The organism is Thiocapsa imhoffii (assembly GCF_016583985.1).
Classification (GTDB): domain Bacteria; phylum Pseudomonadota; class Gammaproteobacteria; order Chromatiales; family Chromatiaceae; genus Thiocapsa; species Thiocapsa imhoffii.
Window position 1 is genome coordinate 177214 of sequence record NZ_NRSD01000004.1, and the last position, 13907, is coordinate 191120.

Consider the following 13907-nt stretch of genomic DNA (forward strand, 5'->3'; position numbering starts at 1 on the left):
CCAAGACCCAACCTGTACGCCGGAGCCTGCCGCGCCGGCGCCGGAGACACTCATGCCCACGCCCACTGAACTCAATCTACACCAGCAGTCGCGAATCCTCGAGATCACCTTCGAGGACGGCACCCAGTTCAATCTTCCGTGTGAATACCTGCGCGTCTACTCCCCATCCGCCGAGGTCCAAGGCCACGGCCCCGGGCAGCGCGTGCTGCAACTCGGAAAGGAGGATGTCGGGATCGATCGGATCGAGCCGGTTGGGAATTATGCCATCTGTTTGCACTTCGACGACCAGCACAACACCGGTATCTATTCCTGGGAGTATCTCTATAAACTGGGATTGGAACAGGAACAACTGTGGGCCGAGTATCTCCAGGAACTCGAGAAAGCGGGACAGAAGCGTCAGGTTCGCCCCTCCTGAGGACGCGGTCGGTCCTTGGGGCACACCCTCTCCGCTGACCGGATCGCCAACCGGCGGTTACGGCCGTGCGCGGTATGCCCGAGCGATGCGGATGACCTCACTCGCACCTTGCCCCGAATCACCCGCCACGCGTCTCGATCGAACCCATCGGCGGCCTCGGGCGACTCTCGATCTGGCAATCGGGTGGCGAGGTCGCGGCTCGCTTTGTTGTAGACTGATGCGCCATTCAGGTGGCCCGTGGGCCGCGCGCGTTTCGATAGCAGGGACTCAGCATGTCCGATGACAAGACAACCCATTTCGGTTATGAACAGGTTCCCGTCTCGGAGAAGGCGAAGCGCGTGCGCGCGGTCTTCGATTCGGTCGCCTCCCGCTACGACCTCATGAACGATCTGATGTCGCTTGGCATTCATCGTCTCTGGAAGCGTCACACCATCGCGCTGTCCGGCGTGCGCCGTGGCCAGCGGGTGCTGGACTTGGCCTCCGGGACCGGTGATCTGGCCGAACGCTTCTCCGGCATCGTGGGCGCCTCGGGACTGGTGGTCATGTCCGATATCAATGCCTCCATGCTGGGCGAGGGGCGCGAGCGCATGATCGACCGTGGGCGGGTCGGCAATCTGCGCTTCGCCCTCATCAATGCCGAGGCATTACCCTTTCCCTCCGAGGTTTTCGACTGCGTCACCATCGGCTTCGGACTGCGCAATGTGACGGACAAGCAAGCCGCGCTCGAGGAGATGCAGCGCGTCCTGCGTCCTGGCGGGCGCGCACTGATCCTGGAGTTCTCGCACCCGGTCAACCGCCCACTGAGTCGCGCCTACGATCTCTATTCCTTCTCGGTGCTACCCGCGCTCGGGCGGCTCGTGGCGCAGGACCCAGACAGCTATCGCTATCTCGCCGAATCGATCCGCATGCATCCGGACCAGGACACGCTGCGCGCCATGATGGAGGTGGCTGGCTTCGAACGTTGCGATTATTTCAACCACAGCGGCGGCATCGTCGCAATCCATCGAGGGTATAAGCTGTGAGTGATGGTCTCAGGATCCCGGACGGCCTGCTCGCGGTCATCGAGCAGGCCCTGAATCGTTACATCGAGCTCGATCCAGAAGGCGCCGCCGCCTTCGCCGCGCTCGAGGGTCGCATCATCGCCATCGAGTTGAAGGGATTCGGCACGCGCGTGACCGTTATTCCCAGCGCACGGCGTCTGCAGTTGTTCGGTGACTATGGCGCCGAACCCGACTGTCTGATCCGCGGGACGCCACTTGGGCTCGCGCGCCTCGGGATGGCCGAGCGCAAGGAGTCGCAGATCGCGTCGGGCGAGGTCGAGATCACCGGCGACACCATGCTCGCACAGTCCTTCAGCAGTGCTCTTGCTGGACTCGACGTCGATTGGGAGGAACAGCTTGCCCGTGTCATCGGCGATCCCTTCGCGCATCAGATCGGCAATCAGGTGCGCGCCGCCGCGCAATGGGGCCAACAGACTGGCGAGTCCCTGACGCTGGACCTGCGGGAGTATCTTCAGGAAGAGGCGCGACTGCTGCCCACGGGTTACGAGATCACGGCCTTCCTCACCCAAGTGGATATCCTGCGCGATGATGTCGAACGCGCCGAGGCTCGGATCGAACGGCTCACGCGCCAATGGTCGGAGACCGGCAATCGGCCATGATTGGACCCCGTCAGGCGTTGCGGCTGTTCCGCATCAACTGGATTCTCCTGCGTCATGGGCTCGACGAGGTGATCCTCGCGACACACCTCTTTCGCCCACTACGCTGGGTCATGTATATCACCCCATGGCATTGGTTCCGGCGCAACCTCCCGGCCTACCCGGTGCGGGTGCGGCTCGCGCTGGAGGACCTCGGTCCGATCTTCGTGAAGTTCGGACAAATCCTCTCGACCCGGCGTGACCTCCTGCCCGATGATCTCGCCGTTGAACTCGCGAAGTTGCAGGATCGCGTCCCCCCCTTCGACGGCGCCGAGGCCCGTGCACTGATCGAAAAGTCCTGGGGATGCTCGGTCGATGCCGTGCTCGATGAGTTCAACCCCGTCCCCCTCGCCTCCGCCTCGATCGCGCAGGTCCATACCGGGCGCCTGAAGGATGGAACCGAGGTCGTGGTGAAGGTGTTGCGGCCCGGGATCGAACACACCATCCGGGGCGATCTCGGCCTCATGTACACCATCGCCCATCTGGCGGAACGGTACTGGAAGGATGGCCGGCGCTTGCGCCCGGTCGATGTGGTACGCGAATACGAGAAGACCATCTACGACGAACTGGATCTGCAACGGGAGGCCGCGAACGCCTCACTGCTCCGTCGCAACTGGATCCACAGCGAAATGCTCTATATCCCGGAGGTGTACTGGGACTGGACACGCCCCGGGGTGATGGTGATGGAGCGCATCTACGGCACACCCGTGAGTGATGTCGCCACCCTGAAGGCGCAGGGTGTAAGCATGCGACAGCTCGGCGAACGCGGCGTGGAGATCTTCTTCACGCAGGTGTTTCGCGACAATTTCTTTCACGCCGACATGCACCCGGGAAACATCTTCGTCGAACCCTCCGGGCGTTATGTCTCGATCGACTTCGGCATCGTGGGAACGCTCACCACGGAGGATCAGCGCTATCTCGCCGAGAACCTCCTTGCCTTCTTCGAGCGCGACTATCGACGGGTCGCGGAGTTGCATGTCGAATCCGGCTGGGTTCCTCCCGGGACGCGCGTCGATGAGTTCGAATCGGCCATTCGCACCGTGAGCGAACCCATCTTCGAGAAGCCCCTCGCCGAGATCTCGTTCGGACACTTCCTGGTGCGTCTCTTCCAAACCGCCAGACGCTTCGACATGGAGATCCAACCCCAACTGGTCCTGCTCGAGAAGACTCTACTCAATATCGAGGGGCTCGGACGCCAACTCTACCCCGAACTCGATCTCTGGACCACGGCGAAACCCTATATGGAACGCTGGATGAAGGAGCAGATCGGTGCCGTTGGGCTGTTCGAGCGGACCCGCCGGAACGTCATCTCGGTCGCCGATCAGACACCCGAGATTCCCCTAATGGCGTTTCGGATCTTGAGCACCTACGACAAGCGTCTGCGCATGGCCGAGGCCGAATCGCTGCGTGCTCAGAGTCGCGGCCGACGAACGCCGGCACGCGTGCGGGCCGATCAATCCGTGCTCGCGCTCGGCGGCGCAACCGTCTCGATCTGCGGCACGCTCATCCTACTGCTGGGACCGGGGCCCTGGCTCACGCCGACGAGCGGGATCGCACTGGTCGGAGCCTGCTATCTGTCCGGCGCGGCCCTCTTCCTCTCCGCGCTGCGCGCGAAGGCGTAGGTGCACAGAGGCGGGCTGGGTGATCCAACACAAGAGACCGCTGCGCTAGGAATCCATCATGTCGATCGAACTTGGTGTCGTCATGGATCCGATCGGATCCATCAAGATCCAGAAAGACAGTACCTTCGCCATGTTGCTGGCCGCGCAACGACGGGGCTGGCCGATCTGGTACATGGAACTGGCGGATCTGTCGATGCGCGATGGTCAGGCTCTCGGCCGCATGCGCGGGCTCGAGGTCATGGATGATCCAAACGACTGGTATCGCTGCGGCGCCGTGGTGGAGCGCCCCCTCGCCGAACTCGCGACGCTGCTGATGCGCAAGGATCCACCCTTCGACATCGAATATATCTTCGCAACCTATCTGCTCGAACAGGCTCACGCGGCCGGATGTCTGGTCGTGAACGATCCCCGCAGCCTGCGTGACGCGAACGAAAAGATCTTCACCACCCTCTTCCCGCACTGCACGCCACCGACCCTGATCACCCGTCGAGCCGAGCAGATTCGCGATTTTCATCGCGAACATCAGGATGTCATCATCAAGCCGCTCGATGGAATGGGTGGAGCATCGGTCTTTCGGGTGCGCCCGGACGATCCCAACCTGAGCGTCATCATCGAATCCTTGACCGCGCGGGGGCAGCGCTTCTGCATGGTGCAGCGCTTCATCCCCGAGATCCGTGACGGCGACAAACGCGTCCTGATGGTCGATGGAGCGGCCATTCCCTATTGCTTGGCGCGCATCCCGGCGCCTGGCGAGACCCGTGGCAACCTCGCCGCGGGCGCACGGGCGCGGGCACAACCCCTGAGCGAGCAGGATCACTGGATTGCCGCACAGGTCGGCCCCGAGTTGCGTGCCCGGGGCATTCTCTTCGCGGGACTCGATATCATCGGAGAGGCCCTCACCGAGATCAATGTCACCAGCCCCACCTGCATTCGCGAGATCGACGCCGCCTATGCAACCGACATCGCCGGCACCTTGCTGGATGTCATCGAACGGAAGGTCGCCAACGGCTCGCGTCGCGATGGCGGACACCAACCGCCTTGAGCCGTCCCTCGAGATTGGATCAGGGTGGCCTGCAACCAGGCCGTCCCCATCACACCGGCATCGACCGCTGCCGAGTGCGGCAACAGCGTCTCGAGTTGACCGCTCACGCCAGGCGCCTCGCCCCGCTGATGGGCCGCCGCGGCGCGCCAGATCGGAGCATGTGCGGTGGGTGCGCAAGTGCTTGGATCCGCGCGCCGGGAGACCTGGCCTGACCATCATCCGGCGCGCCGAATGAGCGTGTCCGGCCACTCTTTCACGGAGGTGTTCATGCAGTCTTCACCCTCCCAGCACGGCTCTGGTCTCCGCCACGTCCGGCCAGTCTGGCTCCTTCTTGCAACGCTCATCCTCGCCGCCTGTGGCCAAGACACACCGGTGACGACCGCCCGCTTCCAAGCCTTCTCCACCTCGGTCGACATGAGTCTCGTGGGGGTGAACCGACAACAGGCCCGACAGGCCGCGGCCTTGATTCAGGAGGATTTCTTGTTCTTGCAGCGTGATACCCATGTCTGGCAGCCTGGTCCGATGGGCCGGCTCAACCAGATGCTGGCCACCTCGGAACCCTTCGTCGCGCCACCCTCGGTCATGCCCTTGGTGCGCTTGAGCAAGATTTATGAGGAACAGAGTGACGGCCTGTTCAACCCCGCGATCGGTCACCTGATGGATCTGTGGGGGTTCCATGCCGAGGCCGTGCGGAGTCGTCCGCCGCCACCCAGCCCGCAGATCAAACGTCTCGTCGAAGCGGCCCCGAGTCTACGCCAGATCGACATCGACGGACTCGAGCTGCGTGGCCACAACCCCGCAATCATGCTGGATTTCGATGCCCTCACCAAGGCCTATGCCTTGGATCTGGCGATCAACCATCTGCGTGATCTGGGCATCAAAAGCGCCATGATCCAGGCCGGTGGAGAGGTTCGTGTTATCGGGGACCGGGCCGGACAGCCCTGGCGGATCACCATCCGTCGTCCTAGTGGCGCTGGGGTGCTCGCCATCGTCCCGCTGCGGGGCGACGAGAGCCTCGTGACGAAGGCCGATTACGACCGGAACTTCGTCTTCAAGGGTGAAATCTATCATGCCATCATCGACCCACGGACCGGTTCGCCGGCGCGTGCCAGTCGCTCGGTGACCGTGCTCCACACGGATGCCACCACGGCGGCGGCGGCGGCCACGGCACTCTTCATCGCTGGCCCGACGGACTGGCAGCGGGTCGCGACCGACCTCGGCATCAGCCATGCGCTGCTGGTCGATGCCGACGGAGCCGTGCATATGAACCCCACGATGGCACAGCGGATCGAGCTGGTCGACGCCAGTGCGCAAGTCATCCTAGCGGAGGAATTCGGCGCCGACGAGCACCCCGTTGTGCCCTGAGACGGAGCATGATCAAGCCTGAGACGGAGTTGGCGCGGACGCCGACGAGCACAGCGGTGTTGCGGTTTCCACTGGCTCTCGCCATCGCCACGCTCTTGCATCTGGGCGTCCTCCTGATCATTCTGCGCGCGCCCATCCCGCCCAGCACCCCGCAGAGTGAAGCGGCCACGGAACTGGCCTTCGAGCTCTTCGACCTGCCCGCGGGCGGTTCGCCGCAGCCGTCCGAGACCCTGACGACACCGGACGTGCGTCCGGCACTTCCGGCTGAGCCGCTGCAAGACAGCGCATCGGTGCGCGCGGACACCGCCCCGATCCCTGTACTCGATCCAGCACCCGTGACTGAGTTGCTGCGCGCCCCCCCCCCCAAGAGCGTTGCTGCCGCACCGCTCGCTGACCCGCTCTCGGCGATCACGCCCCAGGAGGCCGCCACTCGCCAACTCCGGGAGCAAGACCGGAGCACGATCGATCAGGTCGAGCCCCTGCCCGCTCCATCAGAGATCCAGTCCGCTCGCACCTTGACGGAACGGGAGCTCGCAATTGATTTGGAGGCGACAGCGCCGACCGAGACGCCAGCCCCCGATCCGGATCCCCCAACCAGCCGTTCCCCAGTCATCGATGCAGCCCAGATCCTCGCGAGCCGAGACCAAGCGCTCGACGCGCTGACCAGTCGGCTCGATCAATCCGATGATGGAGCACTCGGTCGCGCTCGTCGCAAGAGCGTGAGTGCCAACACGCGCGAATTCAGATATGCCAGCTACCTCGAGGCCTGGGCGCGCAAGGTCGAACGGATCGGCAATCTCAATTATCCCCAGGCCGCGCGCGAGCAGCGCATGTTCGGAACGCTCGTGCTGCAGGTCGCGGTCCGCTCGGACGGCAGCGTCGAACAGATTCGGGTGGTGCGCTCCTCGGGTTTCGAACTCCTCGATGAGGCGGCAATCCGCATCGTGGAACTCGCCGCACCCTTCGCACCCTTCCCACCCGACATTGCCGCCGAGACAGATGTCCTCGATATCGTCAGGACCTGGCGGTTCTTACAAGGGGGGCGTCTCGGTTGGGAGCGCTAATCGCAGACCTCCTGAGTCAACAGGGCTAAATCAGCAGCGCTTTCCTCAGCGCACGCCCCGCCATCAAGCGCGTTCCCTCACCGGGAGATTGGAATGCTGTCACCATCTCGAAGCGTGGGAGCGAGCTCAACGATGGATCTATCCATAGAGCGCCATCCTGACGTGGTCGAGTATCCGTGTGGCGCAGTCGATGGCCTCCAACGCATCTGACAGATGCGGCTCGGTCGCGGCACCAGGATAGCGAAAAGTCGTTCCATAAGGGGTGAGGATTTCAGCCGCCTCCGCCAGTTGGCTGAAGGATGCATCCAACCCGACACAGGTGTCGATCAGCAGCACCAAGTCATGGACACGGCGAATGGGCCGCCCATGTGCAGCGAGATAAGCCTTGAGTGCCTTTTCGCCCGCTTGCTGGCAATGATAAACCGCTGTATCGGGATATGGGGGCGTACCGTCCAACAGTCGTGAGGCCGAAGCAAGGTCTCGCTCTGCCTTTGAGATCCATGCAGCAACCACGGCGGCCGCGGCGTCAGCCATACAAGACGATCCCATGCGACAGCACGTCGCGATCGAACGACGACGCCATACCGGCCTGACGGTCCGATTCCGTGCGGGTACGCACAACCACATCCACGGGGACATTCACGCCATGCAAGGCACGGTAAGCCCGGCGCGCCAGGCGATAGGACGGCTCCGACTGATCAGGCACAATCACATACAAATCCAGGTCGCTGTCGCTGTCAGGCTCTCCCCAGACATAGGAACCAAATAATATGACCCGGACCGGAGCGAGCGCCGTGACGATCCGATCAGTGACTTCGCGGATCTTCTTATCGTCAATGAGTTGCATCACGAAACCGCCAGAACATGTGCCCAGAGCCCAGTCTTCAAGCCGATCGACTGAGTGTCAACCACCTGAACGAGCGAATCCAGCCCGCTTGACGCTGAGGACAGGCGCTTAACTGAAGCTGGACGATACCAACTCTAGCCTCAATTTCGGCTTGATGGGCTGCTCCCTGGCTCCGCACCACAACTCGCTCCCATACTTCGAGATTGGGCAAGCATTCTGCCCCAGGTTCCGCCGAGCGTTCAGATGGGGCGCAATTCGGAAGCCGAACTGTCACATTCTCCCCTTGTGGGAGAACCCGATTGCGTGCACGGCGGGCTTGCTTGCCTTCTCTCCGATCGCGATACTAGAGGCATGTCCTATAGCACCACCCTCACCAACCACTTCCTGATCGCGATGCCGGGTCTGCAAGACCCCAATTTCTCGCGGACGGTCACCTATGTCTGCGAGCATACGGATCAGGGTGCCATGGGGATCGTGATCAACCGCCCTCTCGAGGTGAGGTTGGGAGAACTGCTCGAGCAACTCGAAATCACCGCGCAGTGGCCCGGCGCGGGTGACTTGCCGGTCTATCAGGGCGGACCGGTTCAGACCGACCGGGGCTTCGTCCTCCACTCCACGGGGCCGACCTTTGACTCGACCCTCAGCATCACCTCCGATATCAGCGTGACCACCTCGCGTGATGTCCTGGAGGCGATCGCCTCGGGCGAGGGACCGGAGGCGACTCTGATCGCACTCGGGTATGCCGGCTGGGGCAGCGGTCAACTGGAACAAGAGATGAGCGCCAATGCTTGGTTGAGCGGACCGGCGAGTGAGGAGATCATCTTTCGCATGTCGCCCCATGCCCGCTGGCTCGCGGCGGCGCAATTACTCGGCGTTGATCTCAATCTCCTCAGCGGGGAAGCCGGGCACGCATGAGCGCAATGCAGGGAGCCGCCGCGCGGACCTGGCTTGACAGGCAAGCTCCCCCCAGGCCGCCCGCTGATCCGCGGCAACTCCACCACCCGCGACCATGACGCGACTGCTGGGCTTCGACTACGGGCTGAACAAGATCGGGGTCGCGGTGGGCCAAACCCTCACCCGCTCGGCGAGCCCGCTGACCATCCTGCGAGCACGTCACGGCAAGCCCGATTGGCCAAGTCTCGCCGCCCTGATCGAGGAATGGCAACCCGAGGCGTTCGTCGTGGGCCTTCCCTTCAACATGGACGATTCCGAGGTCGACTGGTCACCGCGCGTCCACCGTTTTGGGCGCCAACTCGAGGGGCGCTTCAGACGCCCGGTTCATCTCGTCGATGAACGCCTGACGACGATCGAGGCGCGGCGACTGCTGCGCGAGGGTCACGCGGGGAACGCCCGCTCGCCCGTAGGGGTCGATGCCCTGGCGGCCGCCCTCATCTTGGAGACCTGGTTATCTGAACAGGATGCCGTATGAGTCACGACAAGCCGATCCTCTCCCCCGCGCCCGAACTCTGGAAGGACGGGCCCGCGATCGAGACCATCATTGCGCGCATGGCCGACGAACTGAGGGACTTGATCCAGGCGCGCGCGATCGCGGCTCCCCTGATGATCGGCATCCACACCGGTGGTGTCTGGGTCGCGGATCGGCTACACCGCGCCCTCGATCTGAGTGAACCGCTCGGTCATCTTGATATCTCCTTCTATCGCGATGATTTCACCCGGATCGGGATGCATCCACAGGTTCGCCCCTCCTATCTCCCCTTGGGCGTGGACGACCGCCACCTGATCCTGGTCGATGACGTGCTGCAGAGCGGACGCACCATTCGCGCGGCCCTGAATGTGCTCTTCGACTACGGGCGACCCGCCTCGGTGATGCTCGCAACCCTGGCCGAGCGCGATGGCCGCGAGTTGCCGATCGAACCGAATGTCGTCGGACTCCATGTCACCCTCGCGCCTGGTCAACAGATCAAGCTCAGCGGACCCGAACCACTCTTGCTCCTGCGCGGCGCGACGGCGAACGCACCGTCCCAGATCAATCAGGATCGAGCGCCCCGATGAGGAGCCCGCACCCGCAACTCGACCAGGACGGCAATCTCAAACACCTCCTGACGATCGACGGCTTGAACCGGGAGCTCCTGAGCGAGATCCTCGACCGCGCCGACGGCTTCATGAGTATCGCGCGGCAGGCGGTCAAGAAGGTCCCACTGTGTCGCGGCAAGGTGATCGCCAACCTCTTTTTCGAGACCAGCACCCGCACCCGGACCACCTTCGAACTCGCGGCCAAACGTCTCTCGGCCGATGTCCTCAATCTCAACATCTCGACCTCGGCCACCGCCAAGGGCGAGACCCTACTCGACACCCTACGCAACCTTGAGGCGATGCAAGTCGACATGTTCGTGGTGCGCCATGCCTCGAGCGGCGCGGCCCACTTCATCGCCGCTCATGTCGCACCCCATGTGAGCGTCATCAACGCCGGGGATGGACGTCATTCGCACCCCACGCAGGCCCTCCTTGATCTGTTCACGATTCGCCGCCATAAGGCTGATTTTAAAAGACTTCGAGTCGCAATCGTCGGAGATATCCTGCATTCGCGGGTTGCTCGCTCCCAAATTCTCGCCCTCAGAACCCTGGGGGTCGCCGAGGTGCGGGTGATCGGACCAGGGACCTTGATCCCAGCCTGCGCCGAGGAGGCGCTCGGAGTGCGCGTCAGCCATGACATCAACGAGGGACTGCGGGGCGTGGATGTCATCATCATGCTCCGACTCCAACGCGAGCGCATGACCAGCGCCCTACTCCCGAGCGAACACGAATACTTCCACCTCTATGGCCTCACCGAGGAGCGTCTCGCGATTGCGGATCCGCATGCGATCGTGATGCACCCAGGCCCCATCAATCGCGGTGTGGAGATCGACTCCCAGGTCGCGGATGGCCGGCACTCGGTGATCCTCGAGCAGGTCACCAATGGCATTGCCGTGCGCATGGCTGTCATGTCGATGTGTATCAGCACCCAGAATTTAGCACTGCAAGCGGGTGCTTACCCGGAGGGTGAGAGCCATGGCTAGCCCCGAACGGATCAGCATTCAAGGCGGACGTCTGATCGATCCCGCGCACGGCATCGACCGAGCGACGGATTTGCACCTTGCCGCCGGCCGGGTCCTGGCCATCGGCACCGCCCCAGCGGACTTCCAACCCGAGCGCGTGATCGACGCACGGGAGCGGATCGTCTGTCCAGGCTTCATTGATTTGAGCGCGCGATTACGCGAACCCGGACTGGAGCAGAAGGCCACGATCGAGAGCGAGACCCGCGCGGCGGCGGCGTCCGGGATCACCACCCTCTGCTGTCCACCGGACACCTGCCCGGTCATCGACACGCCCGCAGTCGCGCAGTTGATCCAACAGACCGCTCAGCGTCATGGCTTCGCCCGAGTTATCCCCGCCGGGGCCATGACACAGGGCTTGGAGGGTCAACAGATCACGGAGATGGCCGCGCTGCAACTCGCGGGTTGTCGGGTCTTGAGCCAGGCCGATCAACCCATCCGCAACGCCCTGGTACAACGTCGGGCGATGGAATATGCCGCCACCTTCGGTCTGACGCTGTTCCTCCGACCTCAAGATCCAGATTTGAGCCGTGGAGGCTGCGCGCACGAGGGTCGTGTGAGCACCCGTCTGGGACTGCCGGGGATTCCCGAAGCCGCCGAGACAGTCGCCATTGCGCGGGATCTGGCCTTGGCCGGCCAAACCGGTGCTCGCGTGCACTTCCGTGGTCTGTCCACCGCGCGCGCCATCGCCATCCTGCTCGCGGCACGCCGACGCGGCGTCTCGGCAAGCGCTGACGTCAGCATGCATCAACTCTTCCTCACCGAGGACGATCTCGATGGTTTCGATGCCAATTGTCACCTGATTCCGCCACCGCGCACGCGGACTGATCGCGACGCGCTGCGTCAGGCTCTTGCCGCTGGAGAACTCGCCGCGGTCTGCTCGGATCATCAACCGCATGATGCCGATGCCAAACTCCTACCTTTTCCGGAGACCGCCCCTGGACTCTCGGGACTCGAGACCTTGTTACCACTCGCCTTGCGCCTCGTGCGCGCGGGCGTCATGGATCTGTCCAGCATCCTCGCGCGCCTAACGACCGGCCCCGCGGGCATCCTCGGATGCGACCTCGGACACCTTGCCCCTGGCGCTCCCGCCGACGTCTGCATCTTCGATCCCACCGCAGCCTGGATCCCAACCCCGGAGACGATCCGCAGTCACGGCCAGAATAGCCCGTTCCTTGGAACCGAGATGCTGGGCCGCGTCGACCGGACACTGCTGGCCGGGCGCGTCGTCTTCGAGCGGAACGGGGCGGACTCAAGCGGACCACCCAATTCACCCCCACCCGCACCCCGAACAGGATAGGCTGGAGCGCCCCACTCGCGCGCCTGCCGCGGCGTCGCCAGACTCGGTCTCTCCCATCCCGGAGTCCATCTTGAGCCGATCCACATCCCGCCCCTTCCCGGATTTCAGTCGCGCGCGCATCCTGGTCGCGGGCGACTTGATGCTCGACCGGTATTGGACCGGTCAAACCGAGCGCATTTCCCCCGAGGCCCCGGTCCCAGTCGTCCATGTCGATCATATCGAGGATCGCCCAGGCGGTGCCGCCAACGTCGCGCTGAACCTCAGTGCGCTCGGCTGCCAGGTCATGATCATGGGGGTCACGGGTGCGGATGAAGCCGCCGACAGCCTTGAGGCAAGACTGCGAGCCGCCGCAATCGACACCCGCTTGCACCGCCGCGCCGATGTCCCAACCATCACGAAGCTGCGGGTGATGAGCCATCACCAGCAGCTCATTCGGCTTGATTTCGAGGCGCCCCTCACGCCGCTCGCCGACGACCCGCTCCCCGGCCGCCTTGCCACGGCCTTGCGAGAAGTCGATCTGCTGGTCCTGTCCGATTATGCAAAAGGGACGCTAGCCCATCCCGAACCGCTCATCGCCAGTGCCCGGGCGCAGGGTAAGCGGGTGCTGATCGACCCCAAGGGTCGCGACTATGCTCGCTATCGTGGGGCCACCTTACTGACGCCGAACCGGGCCGAACTCGAGGCGGTCGTTGGCCACTGTACACAGGATCTGGTCCTGCTCGAGCGCGCGCAACGACTCCGCCAGGAGCTTGAACTCGACGCCCTATTGGTGACCCTTGGTGAACGCGGCCTCCTGTTGCTGCGTCCCGACTGCGCTCCCCTCCAGTTGCCGACCCGCGCACGGGAAGTCTTCGATGTCACCGGCGCGGGCGATACCGTGATCGCGACCCTCGCGGCGGCGCTCGGGGCCGGCATCGAATTGACCGAGGCCTGCGCCCTCGCCAATTGCGCGGCCGGTCTGGTGGTGGGCAAGCTGGGAACCGCGACGGTGAGTCAGCACGAATTGGCCACGGCCTATCATGGCGTTGCTTGGCACGGCCTCCTCGATCCAGCGGCGCTGCTCGAGGCAGTCGCCACCGCGCGTGCGCGAAATGAACGGATCGTCATGACCAATGGCTGTTTCGACATCCTTCATGAGGGTCACGTCGCTTACCTGCAACAGGCCAAGCAACTCGGGGATCGGCTCATCGTCGCCGTCAACGATGACGACTCCGTGCGCCGTCTCAAGGGTGCGGAGCGCCCCATCAATCCGCTTGCCCAACGCATGGCGGTACTTGCCGGACTTGCGTCGGTCGACTGGGTCTGTCCCTTCAGGGATGATACCCCCGAGGCCCTCATCTGTGAGGTCAAGCCAGACGTCTTAGTCAAAGGCGGTGACTATCGCCCCGAGGAGATCGCCGGTGCGGCGTGCGTGCGTGCCAACGGCGGTGAGGTCCGGACACTCGACTTGCTGCCTGGGCGTTCGACGACCCGCATCATCGGGGCCCTGCGTGGACGCTGACC

At 63.8% G+C, this 13907-nt stretch carries 15 protein-coding genes; 13 read left to right on the top strand and 2 right to left on the bottom strand.

Annotated features, from left to right (window positions below; translation table 11 throughout):
* The first annotated feature begins 52 nt into the window (after nucleotides 1-52).
* From CKO25_RS06005 to CKO25_RS06035, 7 genes are all read left to right on the top strand, one after another.
* Nucleotides 53-415 carry a gamma-butyrobetaine hydroxylase family protein gene (locus tag CKO25_RS06005; protein ID WP_200387011.1) on the top strand — a complete coding sequence of 121 codons (363 nt, stop codon included), beginning with the start codon at nucleotides 53-55 and terminating at the stop codon, nucleotides 413-415.
* Nucleotides 416-687: 272 nt separating this feature from the next.
* Nucleotides 688-1437: a bifunctional demethylmenaquinone methyltransferase/2-methoxy-6-polyprenyl-1,4-benzoquinol methylase UbiE gene (gene ubiE, locus CKO25_RS06010; RefSeq protein WP_200387012.1), complete on the top strand. Its 750-nt coding sequence runs from the start codon at nucleotides 688-690 to the stop codon at nucleotides 1435-1437.
* Nucleotides 1434-2075: an SCP2 sterol-binding domain-containing protein gene (locus CKO25_RS06015; RefSeq protein WP_200387013.1), complete on the top strand. Its 642-nt coding sequence runs from the start codon at nucleotides 1434-1436 to the stop codon at nucleotides 2073-2075. Before ubiE ends, CKO25_RS06015 begins: the two co-directional genes overlap by 4 nt.
* Entirely contained in the window at nucleotides 2072-3733 is a 1662-nt protein-coding gene (gene ubiB / locus CKO25_RS06020; protein WP_200387014.1) for a ubiquinone biosynthesis regulatory protein kinase UbiB, read from the top strand. Before CKO25_RS06015 ends, ubiB begins: the two co-directional genes overlap by 4 nt.
* A 58-nt stretch (nucleotides 3734-3791) precedes the next feature.
* The gene (gene gshB, locus CKO25_RS06025; protein ID WP_200387015.1) at nucleotides 3792-4775 is read left to right on the top strand and encodes a glutathione synthase; all 984 of its coding nucleotides are present in this window, start codon (nucleotides 3792-3794) and stop codon (nucleotides 4773-4775) included.
* A gap of 267 nt (nucleotides 4776-5042) precedes the next feature.
* Nucleotides 5043-6140 (top strand): FAD:protein FMN transferase, encoded by a 1098-nt coding sequence (locus tag CKO25_RS06030; protein ID WP_200387016.1) that lies wholly within the window; start codon nucleotides 5043-5045, stop codon nucleotides 6138-6140.
* Nucleotides 6141-6148: 8 nt separating this feature from the next.
* Nucleotides 6149-7204, top strand: a complete 1056-nt coding sequence (locus tag CKO25_RS06035; RefSeq protein ID WP_200387017.1) for an energy transducer TonB — start codon at nucleotides 6149-6151, stop codon at nucleotides 7202-7204.
* Between the two features lie 138 nt (nucleotides 7205-7342).
* Here the strand turns inward: CKO25_RS06035 and CKO25_RS06040 are convergent, their stop codons facing one another.
* Entirely contained in the window at nucleotides 7343-7738 is a 396-nt protein-coding gene (locus CKO25_RS06040; protein ID WP_200387018.1) for a HEPN domain-containing protein, read from the bottom strand.
* Nucleotides 7731-8051 carry a nucleotidyltransferase domain-containing protein gene (locus CKO25_RS06045; RefSeq protein ID WP_200387019.1) on the bottom strand — a complete coding sequence of 107 codons (321 nt, stop codon included), beginning with the start codon at nucleotides 8049-8051 and terminating at the stop codon, nucleotides 7731-7733. Before CKO25_RS06045 ends, CKO25_RS06040 begins: the two co-directional genes overlap by 8 nt.
* Nucleotides 8052-8402: 351 nt before the next feature.
* On the opposite strand from CKO25_RS06045, the gene CKO25_RS06050 reads away from it, so the two are divergent.
* From CKO25_RS06050 to hldE, 6 genes are all read left to right on the top strand, one after another.
* Nucleotides 8403-8966, top strand: a complete 564-nt coding sequence (locus tag CKO25_RS06050) for a YqgE/AlgH family protein (protein WP_200387020.1) — start codon at nucleotides 8403-8405, stop codon at nucleotides 8964-8966.
* A gap of 94 nt (nucleotides 8967-9060) precedes the next feature.
* Nucleotides 9061-9480 (top strand): Holliday junction resolvase RuvX, encoded by a 420-nt coding sequence (gene ruvX, locus CKO25_RS06055; protein ID WP_200387021.1) that lies wholly within the window; start codon nucleotides 9061-9063, stop codon nucleotides 9478-9480.
* The gene (gene pyrR, locus CKO25_RS06060; protein WP_200387022.1) at nucleotides 9477-10064 is read left to right on the top strand and encodes a bifunctional pyr operon transcriptional regulator/uracil phosphoribosyltransferase PyrR; all 588 of its coding nucleotides are present in this window, start codon (nucleotides 9477-9479) and stop codon (nucleotides 10062-10064) included. The genes ruvX and pyrR overlap by 4 nt, the downstream gene beginning before the upstream one ends.
* On the top strand, nucleotides 10061-11068 hold the full coding sequence (locus tag CKO25_RS06065) for an aspartate carbamoyltransferase catalytic subunit (protein WP_200387023.1): 1008 nt from the start codon (nucleotides 10061-10063) through the stop codon (nucleotides 11066-11068). Before pyrR ends, CKO25_RS06065 begins: the two co-directional genes overlap by 4 nt.
* On the top strand, nucleotides 11061-12404 hold the full coding sequence (locus CKO25_RS06070; RefSeq protein WP_200387024.1) for a dihydroorotase: 1344 nt from the start codon (nucleotides 11061-11063) through the stop codon (nucleotides 12402-12404). Before CKO25_RS06065 ends, CKO25_RS06070 begins: the two co-directional genes overlap by 8 nt.
* A gap of 139 nt (nucleotides 12405-12543) precedes the next feature.
* Nucleotides 12544-13905, top strand: a complete 1362-nt coding sequence (gene hldE / locus CKO25_RS06075) for a bifunctional D-glycero-beta-D-manno-heptose-7-phosphate kinase/D-glycero-beta-D-manno-heptose 1-phosphate adenylyltransferase HldE (RefSeq protein ID WP_242467458.1) — start codon at nucleotides 12544-12546, stop codon at nucleotides 13903-13905.
* Nucleotides 13906-13907 lie beyond the last annotated feature (2 nt).